The organism is Frateuria sp., assembly GCF_035944355.1.
In the GTDB taxonomy this organism is placed as follows: domain Bacteria; phylum Pseudomonadota; class Gammaproteobacteria; order Xanthomonadales; family Rhodanobacteraceae; genus Frateuria_A.
This window is the reverse complement of the sequence record NZ_DASZBH010000016.1, coordinates 492,605-515,201: the sequence shown is the minus strand read 5'-3', so window position 1 is coordinate 515,201 and position 22,597 is coordinate 492,605. Positions and strand designations below refer to the sequence as shown.

General features: G+C 69.4%; 24 protein-coding genes, 1 tRNA gene, 1 other RNA gene and 1 pseudogene. 10 read left to right on the top strand and 17 right to left on the bottom strand.

Features of this window, described 5'->3' with window-relative positions:
• The 3 genes from VGU03_RS15270 to VGU03_RS15260 all read right to left on the bottom strand — a co-directional run bounded on the left by VGU03_RS15270 (position 1) and on the right by VGU03_RS15260 (position 3,431).
• Positions 1-1,401 (bottom strand): cytochrome ubiquinol oxidase subunit I, encoded by a 1,401-nt coding sequence (locus VGU03_RS15270; protein ID WP_327481981.1) that lies wholly within the window; start codon positions 1,399-1,401, stop codon positions 1-3.
• Between the two features lie 159 nt (positions 1,402-1,560).
• Positions 1,561-2,910, bottom strand: a complete 1,350-nt coding sequence (locus VGU03_RS15265) for an aminopeptidase P N-terminal domain-containing protein (RefSeq protein ID WP_327481979.1) — start codon at positions 2,908-2,910, stop codon at positions 1,561-1,563.
• A complete protein-coding gene (locus VGU03_RS15260) occupies positions 2,868-3,431 on the bottom strand; it encodes a UPF0149 family protein (RefSeq protein WP_327481977.1) in 564 nt (187 codons plus the stop codon). The genes VGU03_RS15265 and VGU03_RS15260 overlap by 43 nt, the downstream gene beginning before the upstream one ends.
• Before the next feature lie 133 nt (positions 3,432-3,564).
• Between VGU03_RS15260 and VGU03_RS15255 the strand changes: the two genes are divergently transcribed.
• From VGU03_RS15255 to rpiA, 6 genes are all read left to right on the top strand, one after another.
• Positions 3,565-3,789 (top strand): TIGR02449 family protein, encoded by a 225-nt coding sequence (locus VGU03_RS15255; RefSeq protein WP_327472742.1) that lies wholly within the window; start codon positions 3,565-3,567, stop codon positions 3,787-3,789.
• Between the two features lies 1 nt (position 3,790).
• Positions 3,791-4,108 carry a cell division protein ZapA gene (locus VGU03_RS15250; protein WP_327481975.1) on the top strand — a complete coding sequence of 106 codons (318 nt, stop codon included), beginning with the start codon at positions 3,791-3,793 and terminating at the stop codon, positions 4,106-4,108.
• 7 nt (positions 4,109-4,115) lie between these two features.
• A non-coding RNA gene (gene ssrS, locus VGU03_RS15245) (6S RNA) lies at positions 4,116-4,301 on the top strand.
• A 95-nt stretch (positions 4,302-4,396) separates the two neighbouring features.
• Positions 4,397-4,999, top strand: coding sequence for a 5-formyltetrahydrofolate cyclo-ligase (locus tag VGU03_RS15240; RefSeq protein ID WP_327481973.1), 603 nt, complete (start codon positions 4,397-4,399; stop codon positions 4,997-4,999).
• The gene (locus VGU03_RS15235) at positions 4,999-5,466 is read left to right on the top strand and encodes an EVE domain-containing protein (protein ID WP_327481971.1); all 468 of its coding nucleotides are present in this window, start codon (positions 4,999-5,001) and stop codon (positions 5,464-5,466) included. Before VGU03_RS15240 ends, VGU03_RS15235 begins: the two co-directional genes overlap by 1 nt.
• Positions 5,467-5,522: 56 nt before the next feature.
• Positions 5,523-6,161, top strand: a complete 639-nt coding sequence (gene rpiA / locus VGU03_RS15230) for a ribose-5-phosphate isomerase RpiA (RefSeq protein ID WP_327481969.1) — start codon at positions 5,523-5,525, stop codon at positions 6,159-6,161.
• A 48-nt stretch (positions 6,162-6,209) separates the two neighbouring features.
• Here rpiA and VGU03_RS15225 read toward each other — a convergent pair whose 3' ends face one another.
• From VGU03_RS15225 to rplM, 4 genes are all read right to left on the bottom strand, one after another.
• Positions 6,210-8,093, bottom strand: coding sequence for a chloride channel protein (locus VGU03_RS15225; protein WP_327481967.1), 1,884 nt, complete (start codon positions 8,091-8,093; stop codon positions 6,210-6,212).
• A gap of 283 nt (positions 8,094-8,376) precedes the next feature.
• Positions 8,377-8,450 (bottom strand) — tRNA-Gln (locus VGU03_RS15220).
• Positions 8,451-8,504: 54 nt separating this feature from the next.
• Positions 8,505-8,897, bottom strand: a complete 393-nt coding sequence (gene rpsI, locus VGU03_RS15215; protein WP_327472728.1) for a 30S ribosomal protein S9 — start codon at positions 8,895-8,897, stop codon at positions 8,505-8,507.
• Positions 8,898-8,962: 65 nt separating this feature from the next.
• Entirely contained in the window at positions 8,963-9,391 is a 429-nt protein-coding gene (gene rplM / locus VGU03_RS15210) for a 50S ribosomal protein L13 (protein ID WP_291193219.1), read from the bottom strand.
• A 141-nt stretch (positions 9,392-9,532) separates the two neighbouring features.
• Here rplM and VGU03_RS15205 point away from each other — a divergent pair, with 141 nt between their 5' ends.
• Positions 9,533-10,723: a (Fe-S)-binding protein gene (locus VGU03_RS15205; protein ID WP_327481965.1), complete on the top strand. Its 1,191-nt coding sequence runs from the start codon at positions 9,533-9,535 to the stop codon at positions 10,721-10,723.
• Entirely contained in the window at positions 10,720-11,361 is a 642-nt protein-coding gene (gene coq7 / locus VGU03_RS15200; protein ID WP_327481963.1) for a 2-polyprenyl-3-methyl-6-methoxy-1,4-benzoquinone monooxygenase, read from the top strand. The genes VGU03_RS15205 and coq7 overlap by 4 nt, the downstream gene beginning before the upstream one ends.
• Positions 11,362-11,515: 154 nt before the next feature.
• Here the strand turns inward: coq7 and speD are convergent, their stop codons facing one another.
• The gene (gene speD, locus VGU03_RS15195) at positions 11,516-12,301 is read right to left on the bottom strand and encodes an adenosylmethionine decarboxylase (RefSeq protein ID WP_291193213.1); all 786 of its coding nucleotides are present in this window, start codon (positions 12,299-12,301) and stop codon (positions 11,516-11,518) included.
• Between the two features lie 273 nt (positions 12,302-12,574).
• On the opposite strand from speD, the gene crp reads away from it, so the two are divergent.
• A complete protein-coding gene (crp, locus tag VGU03_RS15190; RefSeq protein WP_327481961.1) occupies positions 12,575-13,270 on the top strand; it encodes a cAMP-activated global transcriptional regulator CRP in 696 nt (231 codons plus the stop codon).
• Between the two features lie 123 nt (positions 13,271-13,393).
• On the opposite strand, the gene VGU03_RS15185 is transcribed toward crp, so the two are convergent.
• The 5 genes from VGU03_RS15185 to VGU03_RS15165 all read right to left on the bottom strand — a co-directional run bounded on the left by VGU03_RS15185 (position 13,394) and on the right by VGU03_RS15165 (position 17,631).
• On the bottom strand, positions 13,394-14,347 hold the full coding sequence (locus tag VGU03_RS15185; protein ID WP_327481959.1) for a helix-turn-helix domain-containing GNAT family N-acetyltransferase: 954 nt from the start codon (positions 14,345-14,347) through the stop codon (positions 13,394-13,396).
• 114 nt (positions 14,348-14,461) lie between these two features.
• A complete protein-coding gene (locus VGU03_RS15180; RefSeq protein WP_327481957.1) occupies positions 14,462-15,136 on the bottom strand; it encodes a haloacid dehalogenase-like hydrolase in 675 nt (224 codons plus the stop codon).
• Positions 15,137-15,140: 4 nt separating this feature from the next.
• Complete coding sequence (gene trpC / locus VGU03_RS15175) at positions 15,141-15,935, bottom strand: indole-3-glycerol phosphate synthase TrpC (protein WP_327481955.1); 795 nt, start codon at positions 15,933-15,935, stop codon at positions 15,141-15,143.
• Between the two features lie 23 nt (positions 15,936-15,958).
• Positions 15,959-17,023, bottom strand: a complete 1,065-nt coding sequence (gene trpD / locus VGU03_RS15170; protein ID WP_327481953.1) for an anthranilate phosphoribosyltransferase — start codon at positions 17,021-17,023, stop codon at positions 15,959-15,961.
• Positions 17,024-17,034: 11 nt separating this feature from the next.
• Complete coding sequence (locus tag VGU03_RS15165; RefSeq protein ID WP_327481951.1) at positions 17,035-17,631, bottom strand: aminodeoxychorismate/anthranilate synthase component II; 597 nt, start codon at positions 17,629-17,631, stop codon at positions 17,035-17,037.
• A gap of 33 nt (positions 17,632-17,664) precedes the next feature.
• On the opposite strand from VGU03_RS15165, the gene VGU03_RS15160 reads away from it, so the two are divergent.
• Complete coding sequence (locus VGU03_RS15160; RefSeq protein WP_327481950.1) at positions 17,665-18,489, top strand: hypothetical protein; 825 nt, start codon at positions 17,665-17,667, stop codon at positions 18,487-18,489.
• Positions 18,490-18,820: 331 nt separating this feature from the next.
• Here the strand turns inward: VGU03_RS15160 and VGU03_RS15155 are convergent, their stop codons facing one another.
• From VGU03_RS15155 to VGU03_RS15140, 4 genes and pseudogenes are all read right to left on the bottom strand, one after another.
• Positions 18,821-19,954 carry an FAD-binding oxidoreductase gene (locus VGU03_RS15155; RefSeq protein WP_327481948.1) on the bottom strand — a complete coding sequence of 378 codons (1,134 nt, stop codon included), beginning with the start codon at positions 19,952-19,954 and terminating at the stop codon, positions 18,821-18,823.
• Positions 19,951-21,216, bottom strand: coding sequence for a dicarboxylate/amino acid:cation symporter (locus VGU03_RS15150; RefSeq protein WP_327481946.1), 1,266 nt, complete (start codon positions 21,214-21,216; stop codon positions 19,951-19,953). The genes VGU03_RS15155 and VGU03_RS15150 overlap by 4 nt, the downstream gene beginning before the upstream one ends.
• Positions 21,213-21,959: a L,D-transpeptidase family protein gene (locus VGU03_RS15145; RefSeq protein ID WP_414655971.1), complete on the bottom strand. Its 747-nt coding sequence runs from the start codon at positions 21,957-21,959 to the stop codon at positions 21,213-21,215. Before VGU03_RS15145 ends, VGU03_RS15150 begins: the two co-directional genes overlap by 4 nt.
• A 297-nt stretch (positions 21,960-22,256) precedes the next feature.
• Positions 22,257-22,433: pseudogene (locus tag VGU03_RS15140) on the bottom strand (dipeptide epimerase); the annotation flags it as partial.
• Positions 22,434-22,597 lie beyond the last annotated feature (164 nt).

Here is a 22,597-nt window from a genome sequence, read left to right as displayed (position 1 = left end):
TCAGTCTCCCATCGGGTCGTCGGGCGCCGACAGCGGCCGCGCCGGCGTGCGGTGGTGGCTGCCATGCACCGGCGTGGCCGGCGCTTCGCGCTGCGGTGCCGGCAGGGGGCCGTCGCGGAACAGCTTGAACAGGTACCACAGGCCCGCACCAAAGATGCCGATGTAGACCACCACGAAGGTGATCAGCGAGGCGAGCACGCTGCCCACCGGCAACGGGCTCGCCGCCTGAGTGGTGCGCATCAGCCCCTGCACCACCCATGGCTGGCGTCCCACCTCGGCCACCCACCAGCCGGTCAGCAGGGCGATGAAGCCGGAGGGGATCATCACCACCCAGGCGGTGAGATAGCCGCGGCCGGAGAACAGCGTGCCGCGCTTCCAGCGCCAGAGGCCGACCAGCGCCAGCGCCAGCATCAGTAGGCCCAGCCCCACCATCACGCGGAATGAGTAGAACGGGATCGCCACCGGCGGTCGCTCGTCGCGCGGGAAATCCTTCAGGCCCCTGACCTCGCCGTCCCAGGAATGGGTGAGGATCAGGCTGCCCAGGTGCGGCAGCTCGACCGCGTAGCGGTTGGCCTCCGCCCGCTCGTCCGGCCAGGCGAACAAGGTCAGCGGCACGCTGCGTTCGGTGGTCCAGCGCGCCTCGATCGCGGCGAGCTTGGCCGGCTGGTACTGGCGCACCTTCAGGCCCGCCATGTCGCCGATCACGATCTGGATCGGGATCACGATGGCGAGGAAGGCGAGCGCCAGCTTGAGCGTCGCCCCGGCGCGGTCGACGAAGCGGCCCTTCAGCAGATAGACGGCCGATACGCCGCCGATCACCATCGCGGTGGAAATGAACGCCGCCAGCACCATGTGCGGCAGGCGCACCAGGAATGAGGGATTGAAGATCACCTGCCACCAGTCGGCCGGCTCGAACACGCCGTCGCGGATGACGTAGCCGGCCGGCGTCTGCATCCAGCTGTTGGCCGACATGATCCAGAACGAGGACAAGAGCGTGCCCAGCGAGACCATGCAGGTGGCCAGGAAATGCATGCGGTCGCTGACCTTCTTCCAGCCGAACAGCATCACGCCCAGGAAGGTGGCCTCCAGGAAGAACGCGGTCAGCACCTCGTAGTTGAGCAGCGGCCCCACCACGTTGCCGGCCACGATCGAGAAGCCGGCCCAGTTGGTGCCGAACTGGAAGCTCATCACGATGCCCGACACCACGCCCATGCCGAAGGCGACCGCGAAGATCTTCAGCCAGAAGAAGTACAGGTCGCGCCACAGGTCGGTGCGCTTGACCAGCCACACGCCCTCGATGAAGGCGAGCCACGCCGCCGTCCCGATGGTGAAGGCGGGAAACAGGATGTGGAAGGACATCACCCACGCGAACTGCAGGCGGGACAGGAACTCCGCAGTCATGCGTCACTCCGCTGGGAAGGGCGCCGGCGACTATAGGCGCGTCGGGCGTGACGGCTGCGACAGCGCGACATCGTGCCGCGCCGTCATCCTGCTGCCGAGCCTTCCCCACCACGCGGGGAAAGGCGCCGTCAGGCGGACGAGGGCAACCGGAGCGATTGCCTATCTCGCGCCCAACACCCGCTCCAGTTCCGCCGGCTCCTTGGGCACCGCTGCGGTCAGCACCACGTTGCCTTCCGCGGTCACCGCCACGTCGTCCTCGATGCGGATGCCGATCCCCCGCCAGCGTTCGGCCACGCCACGCAGGTCGGGCGGCACGTAGATGCCGGGCTCCACCGTCACCACCATGCCGGGCTCGAGCAGGCGCGCCTGGCCGTCGACCCGGTAGTCCCCCACGTCGTGCACGTCCAGGCCGAGCCAGTGTCCGGTCTTGGAGGGAAAGAACGCCTTGTACGCACCGCTTTCGATCGCCGCGTCGGCGCTGCCCTTGAGCAGCCCCAGTGCACACAGCCCCTCGGCGATCACCCGCACGGCCGCGTGGTGCGCAGCGTCGAAGGGGCAGCCGGGCTGTACCTGGTCGATCGCCGCCTGCTGCGCGGCCAGCACCACCTCGTACAGCGCGCGCTGCTCGCGCGTCCAGCGACCGTTGACCGGGAAGGTGCGGGTGATGTCCGAGGCGTAGCACTCCACCTCGGCGCCCGCGTCGATCAGCAGCAGGTCGCCGTCCTTGAGCGGCGCACGATTGGCCAGGTAATGCATGGTGCAGGCATTGGCGCCGCCGGCCACGATGGGCGGGAACGCCGCCACCGCGCCGCGGCTGCGCATCACCCGCAGCAGCTCGGCTTCCACCTCGTACTCGAGCCGGCCCGGTTTCGCGGCGGCCATCGCCGCCAGGTGCGCCTCGCCGGCGATGGCGGCGGCTTCGCGCATCAGCTTGAGCTCGCCGCGCGACTTGTAGAGCCTGAGGTCGTGCAACAGATGACCCAGCGCCACGAACTCCTTGGGCACCACCCCGCCGCCGCGCAGCTGGCGCAGCCGGCGCATCCAGCCGAGCAGGCGCGCGTCGAAGTCCGGCTCGCGGCCGAAGTGGCAATACACCCGCGCGCGGCCCTCGATCATGCCGGGCAGGATGTCGTCGATGTCCTCGATGGGAAAAGCATCGTCCACACCGTGGACGCTCACCGCGCGCTCGGTGCCGGCCACCGTGCCATGCCAGCGCTCGTGCGAGGGGTCGCGCTCGCGGCAGAACAGCACCACCTCGCCGTGCGCGCGTCCTGGCAACAACGCGAGCACGGCCTCGGGCTCGGGGAAGCCGGTGAGGTAATGGAAGTCCGAATCCTGGCGGTACGGCCAGGCCGCATCGGCATTGCGCATGCGCTCGGGCGCGGCGGCGACGAGCAGCGCCGCATCGGCGCCGGCCATGCGCATCAGCTGGCGCCGGCGGCGCGCGAACTCGGCCGTCGCGATGCTCAATGCAGCGTATCGCCCGCCTGGCGCCGGGCGCCCTGGCATTCGGTGAACAGCAGCATGGCGCCCATGCGAACGAATTCGTGCACCTCGATCAGCGCGTCCTCGTCCTCGCTCTCGTCACCGAAGTCGAAGGCGGAGCCGGCGATGGTGGTGAGGTCACGCAGGATCTCCTGCGCCTCGTCCGACAACTGCGCGTGCGCGCCGGCGCCGGCCAGGCCGAAGCCGCCGAGGAACCCGCGGCACCATTCCACCAGCGCCTCGGCGCGCTCGGAAAGCGGACGGTCGTCGGCGGGCAGCAAGGGCTCGAAACCCAGTTCCGGATCGGCCAGCTCGCCACGGGTCTGGCTGGCCAGGCGATCGAGCAGCACGCGGTCCTGCGTCGACGGCGTGGTGCCCTCGCCCTCCAGTTCGAGCGCCGCCAACAGGGATTGCCGGCCCAGCGCGCCGCCGCCCGCCAGGAAGCCGCACAGCGAACCGTGCAGCTCGCTGGCATCGGATCCGAGCTTCAACCGCACGATGGCGGCATCCAGTTCGTCGTAGCCGACCAGGTCGTGTGCGGTCATGGGATGGGGTCCGGCGATGATGATCGCGAAGTCTAATGCAGGCGCGCCACGGCACGGGACCATGCCCGGCCTGCGACGACGGTCGCGAAGCGCGCCGCTTCCCTGAACCTGTCCCTTGCTATAGTTTCACGCCATGAGCACGCCCGACCCCGCCCAGCAGGAATTGGCCACCCTGAACCAGCAGCTGGATCGCTTGCTGGAGCTGGTCCGCCGGCTGCAGGAGGAAAACCGCAGCCTGCGCCACAGCCAGGAACAACTGGCCAGCGAACGGGCGGGCCTGATGGCGCGCAACGACCAGGCCCGCAGCCGCGTCGAGGCGATGATCCAACGCTTGAAAGCCCTCGAGAACAACGGCTGACATGAGTTCCACGCCCCCTCCCGCCGCCGAACCCGTCGCGCTGCGCCTGCTCGACCGCGAGTTCCTGATCGCCTGTGCGCCCGAAGAGCGCGATGGCCTGCTGGAAGCGGCGACCTTCCTCGACCGCAAGATGCGCGAGCTACGCGCCAACGCCAGGACGCCCGGCTTCGACCGCCTGGCGGTGCTGGCGGCGATCAGCGTCACCCATGAGTTCCTCGCCCTGCGCAAGCAGCACGACGGCACCGATCGCAGCGTGGCTGATGGGCTCGCTGCGCTGCGTCGAAAGCTTGATGCCGTGCTGGACGCGCAAGTAAGATAGGTCCCGGCGTTTTCTGCGGTGTGCGCCAGCACACTCTTACATTTGCCTTGTTCCTACATACGACCCCGGGTCGGTTTCACATGGCTGTTGTGCATGTCCGCCGCGAGCGGAAAGCCTCGAAGGCCATGGTGCCCTCCCACCTGATCCAAAGGGATCAAGGTCGTTTGGTGTGCAGCGGCATCGCGGTTGACGCCACCCCATTCCCCGCCGCCGGCCGACGTTGATCCCAACGCCGGCTCGGCGGTGCGAGCGGCCCCGCCGCGCCAGCCGTCCGGGAGATGCGCGAACGTGGACGTCACCGCCCAACGCCGTGAACTGCGCCAGCATCTGGCCGCCCAGCGGCGCGCGCTCACGCCGGCCCAGCGCATCGCGGCGGCGCAAGGCCTGCGGCGCAGCCTCGAACAGCTTCCCGAGTACCACACCGACGCGCGCGTGGCCGGCTACTGGGCCTGCGACGGCGAACTGCCGCTCAACCTCGTGATTCCTCCCCTGGCCGCACGCGGGCAGCGGTTCCTGCTGCCGATGCTCGGCGAAGACCGCCAGCTGCGCTTCGCGCCGTGGGCCGCCGGCGAGGCGGTGCAGCCCAACCGCTTCGGCATTCCCGAACCGGCCGCGCCGCGCGAGTGGTTCGCGCCGTTCCAGCTCGACCTGGTGCTGGTGCCGCTGCTGGGCTTCGACCGCCACGGCCATCGGCTCGGCTACGGCGGCGGCTGGTACGACCGCAGTTTCGCCTTTCTCGCCGAACAGGCGCGTCCGACCGAGCCGCTGCTGGTCGGCATCGCCTACGATTTCCAGGAGCTGCCCGCGATCAAGCCGGAGGCCTGGGACGTGCGGCTCGACTTCGTCGCCACCGACCGCGAGCTGATCGACTGCCACCCGGAGGCTCCCTGATGAACGCGCGGCCCTATACCCACTGGCTGATGAAGTCCGAGCCGGACACCTTCTCCATCGACGACCTGAAGCAGCGCAAGCGCGAACCATGGGACGGCGTACGCAACTACCAGGCGCGCAACTTCATGCGCGACGGCATGCGCAAGGGCGACCAGGTGTTCTTCTACCACTCCAACTGCGCCGAGCCGGGCATCGCCGGCCTTGCCGCGGTGGCCAGCGAAGCCTATCCGGACCCCAGCCAGTTCGATCCCAAGAGCAAGTACTTCGACCCCGCCAGCTCGCGCGACAACCCGCGCTGGTTCCTGGTGGACGTCAAGTTCGTGCGCAAGCTCAAGCGCGTGATCACGCTGGACGAGCTGAAGAGCCAGCCCGCGCTCATCGACATGGCGCTCGTGCGCAAGGGCAACCGGCTTTCGGTGATGCCCGTGGATACGCGGGACTGGGATTTCATCCTCGCGCTGGAGTGAACCGGCCGCCCCGGCAGCCCGGCCTGAACCGACTACCCACCTTGCGGAACCCTTCCATGAGCACCAACGAAAAGCGCCTCGCCGGCGAAGCCGCCATCCGCTACGTCGAGGACGGCGCCATCGTCGGCGTCGGCACCGGATCGACCGTGGCCTACTTCATCGATGCGCTGGCGCAGATCAAGCAGCGCGTCCACGGCGCGGTGTCGAGCTCGGAGCAATCCACCGCGCAGCTCAAGAAGCACGGCATCCCGGTGCTCGACCTCAACGCGACCGGACCGCTGTCGCTCTACGTCGATGGCGCGGACGAGTGCGACCCGCACAAGCGGCTGATCAAGGGCGGCGGAGCAGCGCTCACGCGCGAGAAGATCATCGCCGAGGCGAGCGCGCAGTTCGTCTGCATCATCGATTCGAGCAAGCGGGTGGAATTGCTCGGTCGCTTCCCGCTGCCGATCGAGGTGATCCCGATGGCGCGAAGCCTGGTCGGTCGCGAGATCGTCAAGCGCGGCGGCCATCCGGTCTGGCGCGACGGCGTGGTGACCGACAACGGCAACTGGGTGATCGACGTGCACGGCTGGCAGATCACTGATCCGGTCGCGCTGGAGGCCGAACTCAACCAGATTCCGGGCGTGGTCACGGTCGGCCTATTCGCCCGCCGGCCGGCCGACGTGGTGCTGATCGGCGACCGCGAAATGTAGCGCCGGAACCCGCAGGCGGGCCCGAGCCCGCCCGCGGGGAGCGCCACTTCAGGCGGTACGCACGCCTTTCCTGCCGAAACGCAGGTGGCGGCTCGCGTTGCGCGCCTCCTGCAGCCGGCGCTTGTGCGCGCTCAGCAGGTCGCCGCGGGTGATGATGCCCACCAGCCGGTGCGGCGCGTCCTTGCTCACCACGATCAGCCGGCCGACCTGCTCGGCCACCATGTGGTCGGCGGCCTCGCGCAACGAGTGGTCCTCCTTGACCATGATCGGGGGGCGGATGACCAGCTCGCCCAGCGTCAGCGTGTAGGACCACTGCGGGTCGAGCAGGCTGCGCCGCGTGAGCACCCCCTGCACCTGGTTGTGCTCGTCGATCACCGGATAACCCTGGTGCTGCGCCTCGGGCGAACCCTCACCCAGCCAGTGGCGCACTTCGCCCAGCGTCTGGCTCGCGCGCAGGGTCACCACCTGGCGGGAACAGGCATCGCCCACCGCCACCTGGTCGAGATAGTCGGCCGCGTATTCGGACGGCACGCGCACGCCGCGACGGGCGATCTTCTCGGTCATGATGGTGTTGCGCATCAGCAGCGCCGAGATCAGGTAGGCCGCGGTGCAACCGCCCAGCAGCGGCAGCAGGCCGGCCGGCTGGCCGGTGGTCTCGAAGGCGAACACCACCGCCGTGAGCAGCGCCCGCGAGGCGCCGGCGAAGATCGCCGCCATGCCCACCAGCGCGGCGATGCGCGGGTCGATGCCGAAGTGCGGCAGCAGTGCGGCCAGGCCCAGGCCGATCAGCGCGCCGAGCGCGCCGCCGATGGTGAACAGCGGCGCCAGCGTTCCGCCGGAGGTGCCGCTGCCCAGCGAGATCGACCAGGAGATGAACTTCATCAGGCACAGGAAGAACAGCGTGTGCAAGGTGAACCTGCCGCTGACGATGCCCTCGATGTTGGTGTAGCCCACGCCCAGGGTGAGCGGCGCGAAATAGCCGACCACGCCCACCGCGACGCCACCGAGCGCGGGCCACCACATCCAGTGGATCGGCAGCCGCTCGAACGCGTCCTCGATGCCGTAGACGATGCGCGTGACGCCCACGCTGACCAGGCCGAGCAACGCGCCCACGGCCACGTAGCAGGCCAGCGCCACGGCACCCGGCTCGGCCAGGTTCGGCATCGCGAACACCGGCGAGGTGCCCTGGAAGGCGTAGCGCACCGAAGTGGCGGCCACGGTTGCCAACGCCACGGGGATCAGCGAGCGCGGACGCAGTTCGAACAGCAACAGCTCCACCGCCAGCACCACCGCCGCCACCGGCGAGGCGAACACCGCCGCCATGCCGGCTGCAGCGCCGGCAGCCAGCAGCACCTTGCGTTCGCCACCGGTCACCCGCAGCAACTGGCCGATGAACGATCCCAGCGCGCCGCCGGTGGCGATGATCGGGCCTTCCGCGCCGAACGGGCCGCCGGTGCCGATCGCGATCGCCGAGGATACCGGCTTGAGGAAGGTGATCCGCGGCGGGATCTTCGATTCGTTGAGCAGCACCTGCTCCATCGCCTCGGGAATGCCGTGCCCGCGGATGGCCCGCGACCCCCAGCGCGCCATCGCGCCGACGATCAGGCCGCCGACCACCGGCACCACGATCACCCAGGCGCCCAGATGATGGCCGGCCGGGGAAGAGAAAGCGCTCGACCAGCGGCCATAGAAGGCCAGGTTGGTGACCAGCCCGATCAGGCCGGTCAGCACCTGGGCGATGAAGGCGGCCGCTACGCCGAGCACGACCGCCACCGCGGTGATGCGCAACACCCGGCGGTCGACCAGGGTCGAGCGCCGCGGCATGCGGGTGGCGTCGAGGCTGACCCCCAACGCAGGGGACAGAGGCAAGGCATCGGTGCTGCCTTCCAGGCGCACGCCGGGGTGCGCCGGATTCTCGGTGGGAGGTGTCATGGGAAAACCGCGATGGAAAACGGGGATTTTACGCTTGCGGCGGCCGGAACCGAAGAGCGGCGCTGCAGGGGCCGACCCGCATCCGGAACGACGTACATCCACCGGCAACGGCACGGCACGCCTAACCCGACTCGAGCCAGGTCCGGTACCGGACCATGCACCCCCGGTGTGGCTCGCTTCGCAGGATTCGCATGATCCGGAAGGTCGCTTCCGGGATCCGTCGCTTTCCTGCCTGAGGATCACACGCACAAAAAAAGGCCCACCGATGGTGGGCCTCTTGCGTTGGCTGGGAGACTAGGATTCGAACCTAGATAAACGGAGTCAGAGTCCGTTGTCCTACCGTTAGACGATCTCCCAAGAACTAAAGGGACCGATGCGCTCTGACCGGATGCATCGTCCCTCGAAGCGGGATTAGCGCTTCGAGAACTGGGTGGCGCGGCGGGCCTTGTGCAGACCGACCTTCTTGCGCTCGACCTCGCGGGCATCGCGGGTCACGAAGCCAGCCTTGCGCAGCGGCGACTTCAGCGTTTCGTCGTACTCGATCAGCGCACGGGCGATGCCCAGACGGATCGCACCGGCCTGGCCGGTGATACCGCCGCCGGCGACGGTGACCTTGATGTCGAACTTGTCGGCGCTCTGGGTCAGCTCGAGCGGCTGGCGCACGATCATGCGCGAGGTCTCGCGGCCGAAGAACTGGTCGAGCGGCTTGCCGTTGACTTCGATCGCGCCGCTGCCCTTGCGCAGGAACACGCGGGCGGCGGAGGTCTTGCGGCGGCCGGTGCCGTAATTCTGCTGGATTGCCATAAGTTTCCGGGTCTTATTCGAAAGTGCGGCCACGGATGGCCGCTTTTGCACGCAGGGACCGCGTATTACAGCTCCAGCGCCTGCGGCTGCTGGGCGGTATGCGGATGTTCGGCGCCGCCGTACACCTTGAGCTTGCGGTACATCGCGCGGCCCAGCGGGTTCTTCGGCAGCATGCCCTTGACGGCGATCTCGATCACCCGCTCCGGGTGCGTGGCCAGCATGTCCTTGAGGTTCATGCTCTTGAGGTTGCCGACGTAGCCGGTGAAGCGGTGGTACATCTTGTCGTCCAGCTTGGCGCCGGTGACCGCGACCTTCTCGGCGTTGACCACGACGATGTAATCGCCGGTGTCGACGTGCGGGGTGAATTCCGGCTTGTGCTTGCCGCGCAGGCGACGGGCGATCTCGGTGGAGAGACGGCCGAGCGTCTTGCCCGTGGCGTCGACCACGTACCAGTCGCGCTTGACGCTTTCCGGCTTGGCGCTGAACGTTTTCATTTGAAGAATACCTGTCTGCCGCCACGAGGGCGGTAAGCGGAATCGGTGGAACAAAGGCGCGAGATGATAGCGGAGCCGTCATCGATCGCGCAAGCCTGCCAGTCGGCCCGGCTGCGAGCTGGCGATGATAGCATGCCGACCATGCCCGAGAACAAGTCCGAGCGCCTCGCCGCGCTGGCCGACCAGTGCGTGCAATGCGGCCTGTGCCTGCCGGTATGCCCGACTTATGCGCTGGACGGCAACGAGGCGGAATCGCCGCGCGGGCGCATCGCGATCGCCGCGGCGCTGGCGCGCGGACTCGCCCCGGTCACCGCGGAGCTGCGCGAGCCGCTCGATCATTGCCTGGGCTGCCTGAGCTGCGAACGCGTCTGTCCCGCCCAGGTGCGCTTCGGCGAGCTGCTGGTGGAAACACGCGCCGTGCTCGGCCCGGCGCCGCGCCGGCCGCGCCTCCTGCTGGCCATGGCCAAGCGGCCGTCCTGGCTGCGGCTGGTCCATCGGCTCGCCCGCTGGCTTGGGTTGTCCCGCTGGCATCGGCAGCTTGCGCGGCGCCTGCCTGGCCGGTCCGCCCTGCGTGCGGCGCTGGGCATCGCCTCCGTGTCGACGGGAGGACCAGCGCGCAAGCCCTTCGCCGCGGCTGCGGCCGGAGCACGGCTGGCGATGTTTCCCGGCTGCATGGCCAGCATCGAGGACGCGGACGCCCAGCAGGCGGCCATGCGCCTGCTCGCGGCGGCAGGACATGCCGTGGCGCTGCTGCCGTCTTTTTGCTGTGGCGCGCTGGATGCCCATGGCGGCGAGGCGCGCGCCAGCACGCAGGCCATGCAGCGCGTGCGCAAGGCCTGGCAAGGCAGCGGCGCCGAGGGATTGGTCACCGTGACGCCCGGCTGCCTGGGCCAGCTGCGTGCCGCCCTGCCCGGCGTGACGGTCAGCGATCCGTACCACCTCCTCGGCGTGGCGGGGACGGCTCTTCGTTTCCGCCCCTTGCCCATGCGCGTGGCGCTGCACCTGCCCTGCACCCAGCTCAACCTGGCCCGCAGCAGCGAGGTGCTGCTCGCATTGCTCCATCGCGTGCCCGGGCTGGAGGTGGTGCCGCTGCCGCCGCGTTGCTGTGGCGCCGCCGGCAGCCATCTGCTCGAGTTCCCCGAACGCGCCGCCCGGCTGCGCGAAGCGACGCTGGAATCGATCGAGATGCTGGCGCCGCAGTCGGTGCTGTCGTCCAATATCGGGTGCCGGCTGCACCTGGCTGCCGGCATGGCCGAGCGCGGCCGGGCCGTACCGACGATGCACCCGCTGGTATTGCTGGCGCAGCAGCTGATCGAAGGAAACTCCCCATGAACGTCCGCACACTTTCTCCACTCGATCGCCTGCTCGTCGGTATCGAGCACGCCTTCGAAACGGTCGCCGGATCACCGGAAGCGATCCGCCCGTCACCCGCGGCCGCACTGGAAGATCCCGCCCTCGACGAGCGGGAGCGCCGCCACGTCGCCGGCCTGATGCGGGTCAACCACACCGGCGAGGTTTGCGCGCAGGCGCTCTATGACGGGCAGGCCGCGCTGGCCCGCGACGAGGCCACCCGCGAGCATCTGCAGCACGCGGCCGACGAAGAGACCGATCACCTCGCCTGGTGCGCGCAGCGCCTGCGCGAACTGGACAGCCGCCCGAGCCTGCTCAACCCGCTGTGGTACGCCGGCAGCTACCTGATCGGCGCCGCGGCGGCGTGGGTCGGCGACAAGGTGAGCCTGGGCTTCGTGGTGGAGACCGAGCGCCAGGTCGAAGCGCACCTGGAAGACCACCTCCAGCGCCTGCCCGCGCAGGACGAACGCTCGCGCGCGGTCCTTGCGCAGATGCAGGCCGACGAAGTGCGCCATGCCGACAACGCCAGGACGCGCGGCGGGATCGAGCTGCCCTTTCCGATTCCCGGCCTGATGCACCTGAGCTCGCTGCTCATGAAAGCCATCGCCTACCGCATCTGACGGCGCCCCAGCGGCGGCAGCCCGGTCGGCATGGGTGCCGGCGCCTGCCCGCGGCGGCAAAGCCGCGCTCGCGGGCGTCTCGTGGAAATCCGTCGCGGCGCGAGCGCACGCGCCCCTGCACAATGAAAAACCCCGCCGGACGGCGGGGTTTCGATCACATCAGGTTGCGGCCGTGGAACAGTTCCTCGATCTCGCGCTTCAGCAGCGATTCGATGCGCTGGCGTTCCTTGAACGAGAGGTCGTCCGCGTGCGCCTCGAACAGGTAAGTGTCCAGGTCGAAGTCCTTGATGTGCATCTTCGTGTGGAAGATGTTCTCCTGGTACACGTTGACGTCGAACATCTCGTACTTCTGGCGGATGTGGCGCGCCAGGTAGTCCTGCACCGAGTTGATCTTGTGGTCGATGAAGTGCTTCTTGCCCTTGATGTCGCGGGTGAATCCGCGCACGCGGTAGTCGCACACCACGATGTCCGACTCGAAGCTGTCGATCAGGTAGTTCAGGGCCTTCAGCGGCGAGATCACGCCGCAGGTGGCCACGTCGATGTCCGCGCGGAAGGTCGCGATGCCGTTGTGCGGGTGCGTTTCCGGATAGGTGTGGACGGTGATGTGGCTCTTGTCCATGTGCGCCACCACGGCACCGGAAATGGTGTCGCGGCCGAGCTTCTCCACCACCGGCTCCTCGGAGATCAGGATGGTCACCGAGGCGCCCTGCGGGTCGTAGTCCTGGCGGGCGATGTTCAAGATGTTCGCGCCGATGATCTCCGCCACGTCGGTGAGGATCTGGGTGAGGCGGTCGGCGTCGTACTGCTCGTCGATGTACTCGATGTAGCGCTGGCGCTGTTCTTCGGACACCGCGTAGCAGATGTCGTAGATATTGAAGCTCAGGGCCTTGGTCAGGTTGTTGAAGCCCTGCAGGCGCAGGCGCGGGAGCGGTTTCACCACGGCGACTCTCCATGGCCGGGACACGGCCAGCAGATGAGGCGGGTTAGCAGCTGAAGGGTCCCCGCGAAAAGAGAAAGACGCGCCAGGACCCTCATCCTGCGCGACCCTGATCCGTCCAGCGTGCACAGCCTGGGCGAAAGACTGCGAAGTATGCGGCAAAACCGCGGAAAACAGAACTCGGCGGGGCCGTGCGTGCGCTCATCTCTTGATCGGGCGAGATGCGTGATGCATGGTAACGCTCCAGCGGCAGCTCCGGCTCAAGGGATACGCAACGTGGCGCTACTCAAATACCAACTCCAGCAAGCGTTCGAACGGTCCCAGGCGCCACTGAGCTTCGCGCCCGATCCCGCCTCGATGGAGCGATTCCTCGCGCTGTGCCATCGCCGCCGCTATCCCGGCAAGACCGCGATCATCCGCCCGGGCGACCCGGCCAACACGCTCTACTACATCATCGAGGGCTCGCTGGCCGTCTGCACCGAGGACGAGCAGGGGCGCGAGCTGATCCTGGCCTACCTGAGCCGCGGCCAGTTCATCGGCGAGATGGGCCTGTTCGTGGAGCAGGCGCAGCGCGAGTCCATCGTGCGCAGCCGCACCCCTTGCGAGATGGCCGAGATCAGCTACGAGCGCCTGTTCCAGCTGATGGAAGGCCCGCTGCGCGAGGAATGCCCCAAGATCCTCTTCGCGATCGGCTCGCAGCTGACCAACCGCCTGCTGCGCACCTCGCGCCAGGTCAGCCGCATGGCCTTCATGGACGTGACCAACCGCATCTCGCGCACGCTGCTGGACCTGTGCCAGGAGCCGGACGCCATGACCCACCCCGACGGCACGCAGATCCGCATCTCGCGCCAGGAAGTCAGCCGCATCGTCGGTTGCTCGCGCGAGATGGTCGGCCGCGTGCTCAAGCAGCTCGAGGAGCAGGGCATGATCGACGTCTCGGGCAAGACCATCGTGGTCAAGGGCACGCGCTGACGGTTGGCCGCCTTCCGCAGGGATGGGGGGCGACCGGATCCACCGCTCCACCTCCGCCCCTCGGCAGCGCCTGGCCTGCCGACAGTGCGTTTCGCCCATGCGGGCGCCGCGGAGACGGACGGCTTACGCACCCTGCCGATAGATCATGTACACATCTGCTCGCTCGTAGTGCGAGCCGGGCCGTACGGACGGCTGCATGACGAAACCGGCCCTCTCGTACATCCTCACAGCGGTCGCGAGGCGGCTGTTGGACTCCAGGAACAGCGTGCGCCCGTTGCGCCGGTGGAACTCGGCGATGCAGGCGTCGAGCAGGCGCCGGCCGGCGCCGAGGCCGCGGAAGGTTTCGTCCACGCCCATCTTGGTCAATTCGAACACGCCCGGCGATTCCTGCAGCAGGGCGCATGTGCCGATCACCTCTTCGCCCAGGCGCGCGAAGAAGATCGTGCCGCCCGGCTGCAGGATGTGGCGCTCGGGGTCGCTCAGCACGGCGCGGTCGATGTCCTCGATGCGGAAGTGGCGCTCCAGCCATTGTGCGTTCAAGCGATAGAAGTGTTCGCGCAAGGCCGGGGCGTAAGGCACGATCTCCAGCGGCATCGCCTTGATGGCGGCGTGTTCGGCCAGGATCGACCCGGCGACCGGGCGATCCTGCAGTGCACGCTCGCATGCCGCGATGGCATCCAGCAGGCGCACGGCGTGCTCGCCCAGCGAAGCGGCTACGCCACGCCGCACGGCGCACCAGGTCGGACCAAGCGCGGCGAGCGCGTCTTGCGCCTTGTCGGTGAGTACGAGCACCGTGCGCCGGCCATCGGCCAGATCGCGCCGGCGCCGCACCATGCCGCCGCGCACCAGCTTGTCGGTGAGCTGGCTCACTGCCGAATGGGTCTGGCCGATGGCCTTGGCCACGTCCGTCACCGTGCTGGGACCCGAGTCCCACAGGTAACGCAGCACCGGCAGCCATCGCGACTCGATGGGCGCGCCAAGCGTCCGGTAGACCTCGTCCGCCGCGCCGTAGAAATGGTCGCTGAGCGCCTTCAGGCGGCTGCCGAGCGCCAGCTTGCCAAGGGATGCGAGGTACACGGGCAGGTTCCGTCGAAATATGTAAGCGCTAACGTAAATCGGAACAACCCTCTGCGCAAGCGCCCCGCAGGACGGCCAGCCAGTTCGTTCGCCGGGCACCGGTCCGGCCGAGCCTCAATGCCAGGCCACGCGCTCGACCGGCCGCCCCAGCGCCTGCTCCACTCGCTTGCACAGCTTCGGGTTGCCGTTGACCAGCACCGGCTCGGCCGCGGCCTTGAGCATGTGCAGGTCGTGCAGCGAATCGCCGTAGGCCCGCCGCCAGGCCGGCACGCCGTGCGCGCCGAGCGCCTTGAGTTTGCCCGCGCCGACGGTGTGGCGGGCCATGCGCAGGCCGAGCGGGCCGGGCTTGAGCTGCGAGGCGACCAGTTCCACGCCGCCGAGCCCGAGCTGGCCGAGCAGGCTCTCCACCAGCGTGTGCTCGCAGCCGGTCACGACGATCACCCGCTCGCCGGCCGCCTGGTGGCGGCGCAGCGCGCGGATGCCATCGCGGCAGAAGTGGCCGGGGCGGCGCACCAGCCGGGCAGCGAAGTCGTCCACGGCGGCGCGGTAGCCCGCCTGCCCGACGCCCAGTAGCGCGATGTGCACCAGTGGCAGCCGCAGGCGGCGCGTGAACGGCCACGACAGCAGCAGCCAGGGCAGCGCCAGCAGGACGAGCAGCTTGCGCCAGGACGCCCGGTCGTAGCGCTCGCGCACGAACAGCTCGAAGGTGTCGGCGTGTGTCAGCACGCCGTCGAAGTCGAACAGCACGACCGCCGGTACGGGGGCCGCTTGCGTCTCCTGACCTTCCATCGCTTCAGGCCGCGAACAGCCGCTCGAGGGCCTGGCCCGGGTCGGCGGCGCGCATGAACGCCTCGCCGACCAGGAAGGCGTGGATGTCGGCCGCGCGCAGCCGCGCCACGTCCTCGCGCGTGTGGATACCCGACTCGGCCACCAGCACTCGGTCGTCGTCGCCCATGCGGGACTTCAGCGCGAGCGAGGTGTCCAGCGAGGTCTCGAACGTGCGCAGGTCGCGGTTGTTCACGCCGATCAGTGGCACCGGCAGCGCGAGCGCGCGCTCCAGCTCCCGTGCGTCGTGCACTTCGCAGAGCACGTCCAGGTCGAGCTCGGCGGCCAGCAGCGACAGCTCCAGCAGGGCCGCGTCGTCGAGCGCGGCGACGATCAGCAGGATGCAGTCGGCGCCGATCGCGCGGGCCTCGTACACCTGGTAGGGGTCGATCACGAAATCCTTGCGCAGCACCGGCAGCCCGCAGGCGGCGCGCGCCTGCTCGAGGTACGCCTCGCTGCCCTGGAAGAAATCACGGTCGGTCAGCACCGACAGGCAGGCGGCGCCTGCGGCGGCGTAGCTGCGCGCGATCGCGGCCGGATCGAAATCGGCGCGGATCAGGCCCTTGCTGGGACTGGCCTTCTTCACCTCGGCGATCACCGCGGGCAGGCCGGCGGCGAGCTTGTCCTCGATGGCGACGGCGAAGCCGCGCACTGGGGGCGCGTCGCCGATGCGGGCGGACAGTTCGGCCAGCGGCAGCGCGGCGCTGCGCTCGGCGATCTCCTCGGCCTTGCGCTCGAGGATGCGTTGCAGGATGTCGGTCATGTGGGCTTGCAGGCAGACGGGGGCTAGGCAGCCAGGCGCCGGGTGGCGGCGACGAACTCCATCATTTTCGCATGGGCGGCACCGCTGGCGATCATCCCGCGCGCCAACGCGATGCCCTCGTCGATGTCGCCGGCCACCCCGGCGGTATAGAGCGCCGCGCCGGCGTTCAGGCAGACGATGTCGTGCGCCACGCCGTGGCGGCCGCCCAGCGCGTCGAGCAGCATGGTCTTCGATTCCTCCACGCTCTCCACCCTGAGGTTGCGGCTGGAGGCCATCGCCAGGCCGAAATCCTCCGGCTCGATCTCGTACTCGAGCACTTCGCCGCCGCGCAGTTCGCCGACCAGGGTGGCGGCGCCGAGCGAGATCTCGTCCATGCCGTCGCGCCCCCACACCACCATCGCGTGACGTGCGCCCAGCGCCTGCAGCACGCGCACCTGGATGCCGACCAGGTCCGGGTGGAACACGCCCATCAGGATGTTCGGCGCGCCGGCCGGGTTGGTCAGCGGACCCAGGATGTTGAACAGCGTGCGCACGCCCATTTCCTTGCGCACCGGCGCGACCACTTTCATCGCCGGATGGTGGTTGGGCGCGAACATGAAGCCGATGCCCGTTTCATCCATGCACCGGGCGACCTGCGCGGGCGACAGGTCGATCACTGCGCCCAGCGCCTCCAGCACGTCAGCGCTGCCGGACTTGGACGACACGCTGCGTCCGCCGTGCTTGGCCACCCGCGCGCCGGCCGCCGCGGCGACGAACATCGACGCGGTGGAGATGTTGAAGCTCGAAGCGCCGTCGCCGCCGGTCCCGACGATGTCGACAAGATGTTGATTGCCGGCAGCGGGGGCGCTGCCGTCGGCGGATGCGCCGGAGTACGGGACCTTGGCCGAGAGCTCGCGCATCACCCGCGCCGCGCCGGTGATCTCGCCCACGGTCTCCTTCTTCACGCGCAGGCCGGTGATGATCGCCGCGGTCATCAGCGGACTGACCTGGCCGCCCATGATCTGGCGCATCAGCGCGATCATCTCGTCGTGGAAGATCTCGCGGTGCTCGATCGTGCGCTGCAGCGCTTCCTGGGGCGTGATCGCCATGGCGCGCGCCGTCATGCCGCCAGCTTCAGCGGCTGGCCAAGGAAGTTGCGCAGCAGGTCGTGGCCGTGCTGGGTCAGGATCGACTCGGGGTGGAACTGCACGCCCTCCACCGCCAGCGTCTTGTGGCGCAGGCCCATGATCTCGTCCAGCGAGCCGTCCGCGTGCTCGGTCCAGGCGGTCACTTCCAGGCAGTCGGGCAGGGATGCCTGCTCGACCACCAGCGAGTGGTAGCGGGTGGCCTCGAACGGGTCGGGCAGGCCGGCGAACACGCCCTGCCCGCGGTGGCGCACCGGCGAGGTCTTGCCGTGCATGATCTGCTTGGCGCGGATCACCTTGCCGCCGAAGGCCTGGCCGATCGCCTGGTGGCCCAGGCACACGCCGAACACGGGGATCTCGCCGGCCAGTTCCCGCAGCACCGCCAGCGACACGCCCGCATCGTCCGGCGTGCCCGGGCCGGGCGAGATCATGATGTGCGACGGCCTGAGCGCACGGATGCCGGCCACGTCCAGCGCATCGTTGCGCACCACGCGCACCTCCTGCCCCAGCTCGCCCAGGTACTGCACGAGGTTGAAGGTGAAGCTGTCGTAGTTGTCGATCATCAGGAGCACGGGCGCGGACCTCTGGCGGGTGAACGTCGCAGCATGGCCAGCAGGCCAATTGGACGTCCAAGTGTAGCCGGCCGGGCCGCCACCGTCGAAACGGTAAAAGCGGGACCCGATCGTCACGGCAACGACATCACCCGCCGATATGCTGCGCCGCCCACCGATACCGCCACGGGCATCCGTCTGATCTCGCCGGAAGAGTTCGCCGATTACCTCGCCTTCCTGGACGAGTGCCGACCCAACCTGCGCTCGATCGCCAGGCGCACGCAGGGCGAGCACAGCGCCGAGGACATCGGGCAGGAAGCGCTGCTGATGGCGGGGGAAATCCGCACCCGCAAGGGCCTGGCCATGCGTTTCGCTGACCCGGGCTACCGCAGGCTGCTGCTCGGCTACCTATTCCAGCACTTCGTGCGCTATGCCGAGACCACCGTGCGCTACGCGCAGAGGCAGCGGCGAGACGCCGATGGCGAGGACGCAGGCTTCCTGATCGACGCCCTGCCGTCCGATCCCGGCCTGGATCCCCTGCATGCATGGTCCGAGGTGGAAGATGCGCGCTCGACCGAACCCGACCCGCAACAATCGCAGGCGAGCGCCTACCTGCACCTGTTCGGATGCTGCGGCAACGACACCCGGCGCCTGGCCGACCGGCTGATGATCTCTGTCTCCCATTGCTACCGACGCCTGGCCCAGGCGCGCACGGTGGCGCAGTGGCAGCACGCCATGGGCGTGCGCTGCACCGACGGCGATGGCCGGCCCCTGCAGCCCAGGACCTGGCGGCGCTTCCGTTACGAACGGCGGCCGCTGCAGCTCGAGTTCGACTTCGCCGGCGGGCTGGCGCCCTGGACCAGGGAGACGGCCACCTAGGAGCCGACGGATCCGGGCAGGCCGGCCGCCCGCACGAGCAGCAGCATGCCCGCTGCGATCATGAGCACGCCGATGGCTCGCGCCACACGCTCGCCCGCCGGCAGCAGGCGTTCGGCCGTGATGGCCAGGGTCGCCGCGACCGGAGGGCGAGGAGAGCGAACTGCGGCGCATCGACCCCAGCACGGGCGAGGTCCTGGAAAGCCTGGCCATGCCCGAAGGCATGGGCATCTCGGGACTCGATTCCGACGGCGAGCGCTTCTTCTGCGGTGGCGGCCACAGCGGCAAACTGCGGACCGTGCGCCGCCCGCGGCGGGTCGCTAGCTAGCGCGCCTCAACGGCGCAGCCGCGCCGGATCGAGCATCGCCGCCGACAGGCCGGCGTCCTGCAGGTGGCCCGGCAACGGCCGGCCTAGCGCCAGGTGCGCGCAGGTCTCTCCCATCGCCGCGCTGGTCTGGATGCCGTAGCCGCCCTGCGCCGCCACCCAGAAGAAGCCCGGCGCATCCGGCGCGAAGCCGCCGACCAGGTCGCCGTCGGCGACGAAGGAGCGCAGGCCGGCCCAGGTACGGATCGGGCGGCGGATCTCCATGGTGGTCGCCTGCTCGATGTGGTGGATGCCCAGCGCGATGTCGTACTCCTCCGGCTGCACGTCGTGCGGCGCCACCGGATCGGCGTTGGCCGGCGAGCCCAGCAGCAGGCCGGCGTCGGGCTTGAAGTAGAAGGTCTCGGCGATGTCGCAGACGAACGGCCAGCGGTGCACGTCCACGCCGGCCGGCGGCTCGAACACGAAGGCCGAGCGGCGCTTCGGTTGCAGGCCCAGCGGCGCTACGCCGGCCAGCGCGGCGACCTGGTCGGCCCACGCGCCGGCGGCGTCGAGCAGCAGCGGCGCGCGGACGACCTCGTCGCCGGTATCGACCTCCCAGCCCGCGGCCGTGCGCTCGATCGCGCGGACCACCACGTTCACGCGAAGCTGTCCGCCGCGCGTGCGCAGGCCACGCAGGAAGCCCTGGTGCAACTCGTTCACGTCGATGTCCGCCGCACCCGGCTCGTGCATCCCGATCGCTGCCGCTTCGGGCCGCAGCACCGGTACGCTCGCGCGCAGGCGGGCGGCATCGTGCAGTTCCAGGTCGCGCGTGTACGGCAGGATCGCCTCGTACTCGGCGCGCACGCGGTCGACATCCGCGGCCGTACCGATCACCGTGGCGCCGCGCGGGGTCAGGACCGGTGCGCTGGCGAATCCTTCCGGCGGACGGGCCAGGAACGGCCGCGTCGCGCGGGTCAGCGCGCGCACCTGCGGCGAGCCGTAGGTCTCGCTGAACAGCGCCGCCGAGCGGCCGGTGGAATGCATGCCGGCGTAGGCTTCGCGCTCGAGCACGAGCACGCGGGCATGCGGGGCCAGGAAATAGGCGACCGAAGCGCCGGCCATGCCGGCGCCGATCACGATCACGTCGACGTCGAGGCGGCTCATGCTTGCGAGTCGGTGTTGGCGGAGACGGCGGTGTCGGCGCGCGACTGGCGCGCCACCACGCTGGCGGCGGTGACGTCGGCAGTGACGTTGCCGAGGGTGGCGAAGGCGTCGGGCAGCGTATCCACCGCCAGCATCAGGCCCAGCGGCCCCACCGGCAGGCCCATCGACTGCGCCACCGGCAGGTTGGTGGCGATGAAGGTCACCGCGCCGGGCAGGCCCACCGAGCCCAGGCTGATCACCACCGCCAGCACCGCGCCGGCAATGAGTTGGGCAGCGGACAGGTCGACGCCATAGGCCCAGGCGATGAACGCGGCGGAAGTCAGGTACTGCACCGGGCTGGTCAGGCGGCACAGCGTCACCGCCATCGGCAGCACCAGCGCGTTGACCTGTTTGGGGTAACCCAGCCGCCGCTCGGCGCTTTCCAGCATCGCGGGCAGCGAGGCGAGCGAGGACTGCGTGCTGATCGCGACCGCCTGCGGCGGCAGCAACGCCGCGACGAAGCGGGCGAACTTCTCGCCACCCCAGAACACGGCGGCGCCGTACATCATCGCGGTGACCGCCAGGTAGAGCAGGATCTCGGCCAGCACGTACACGCCCAGCGCGCTCAGCATGCCCAGGCCCGAGCGCGCGCACACGCCCAGGATCAAGGCGAACACGCCCAGCGGCGCCACCCACAGCACCCAGCGCACGATCACGATCATCGCGTCCGCGATCGCCTGGAAGAACTCCACCAGCATGGCGCGCCGCGCCGGCGCGATGCGCGTCAACGCAAAGCCGAGGAACAGCGCGAACACCACCAGCGGCACCATGGCGCTCTGCGCGGCGGCCATGATGGCGTTGCTGGGGATCATCGCGATCAACGAGGCCGACCAGCTCGCCGGGCCGGCCTGCCGGGCACCGCTCACCACGGCATGATCCAGCGCGCTGCGCAGCGCCGGGTTGTGCGGGAACAGCGAGAACAGCGCCGGCGCGGCCGCCGCGGTGAACAGCGCGCCGAGCAGCAGCAGCAGGATGAACACCACGATCGCCCGCCGCGCGATGCGGCCCGAGGCGGCCGCGTCGCTGGCGGTGTTGACGCCGACGACGACCAGGGCCAGCACGAGCGGTACCACGGTCATCTGCAGCGCGTTCAACCACAGCTTGCCGACCGGCTGCACCATGTCGGCCACCTGCGCGGCGGCGAGCGGATGCCACGCCGCCAGCACGAGGCCAAGCGCGGCGCCGGCGGCCAGGCCGGCCACCACGCGTGCGGTGGGACTCATCGAGCGGCTCCGCCCAACACCGGCAGGTGCCATGCGTGCTGAAGTGCCTCATAGGCCTGCTCAGGCAGCAGCACGAACACCGGGTGCTGTTCCGGGCGAAGCCAGGCCAGCAGCCGGCGCATCAGCGACGGCGCCATGGCGGTGCAGCCGGTGGTGGCATCGACCGGCGACTTCCACAGGTGACCGAAGATGCAGCTGCCGCCCTTTGCGCGTTGCTGCCGGTTGTGCTCGATCACGAAGCCTTGCCGGTAGCGCTGGTCGCCGTTGACGTGGATGTCGCGACGCATCGGCTCGGTCGAACCCTCGACCACCTTTTCACCTACGACCTCGGCATCGACGATGCGGTTGTATTGCGGCGAATCGCTGACATCGACGCAGTAGTCGGTCGCGCTGAGCGCGCGGTAGGGCATGGCGGTGTCGGCCTTGGCCGCGTAGCCGAAGGCCTCGCCGATCTCGAACACGCCGGCGGGGCTGCGCAGGTCGCCCTCGCGCTTGACCGGGCCATCGTGGCGCGGGGCGTTGAGCCCCAGTCCCCAGCCGGCGCCGGCCTTGCCGATGGTGACCGGGGCGGGCTGGCCGACCTCCTTCCAGCCGCCGGCGGTGCGCGCGTAGGTGCGCAAGGTGCCGTGGTCGACGTTCCAGCCGGGCGTGGTGACCACGACCATCTGCCGTGCGTCGGACCAGGCGGCGGCTTCGTCCTTGGCGGCGGCCGTTCCGGCGAAGGCCAGGGCAAGTACGAACAGGAAGGATCTGGACACGGGACGGCCTCGCGCAATGGAACCCCTCCCCGCCCGGGAGCGGGCGATCCGTCCTCGGACAAGGATGGGGCGGATGAAGGTTCGGGCGGCGCGGAGCGTGCGCGCGGGTCGCGCCATCTCACCCACCCCCCGGAGGAAGAGGCGCTCAAGAGCGCCAGAGTAGTCGCGCAGCAAGTGCGCGTTTTCCAGGATGAAGTCCGCGATGCGCCGCTCCACCGCCGACATCTGGTCACGTTCCGCACGGATTTTGACCAGCGGCGACATCAGTCGTCGATCCTCTCCAAGCCCCCTGATCTCCCGGATGCACAGCCCTGCGGCGTCGGTCAGGGAGTTCTCCGATTCGTTGAAGAGTACCCCACCATCGACCGGGTTGAACGCGCCAGCGAATGCCCCGTCGAGGTCGATCTTGGTGATCACGTCGGCTCGCGCCAACGCGGCGCAGCAGCGCGCGGCCCTCGACCGCCGCGTGGATCGCCGATGTCGACGCCGATGTCCTTGCCGACCTTGATCTTCCGCCGGTGATCACCGCGGTGGCCGGCGTCGGCGCACCATCACCACGATGTCCTCGGTTGACGGTGCGCAAGGCGGTCTGAAGGATGTCTTCAGCGGCACCCGCAGCATGC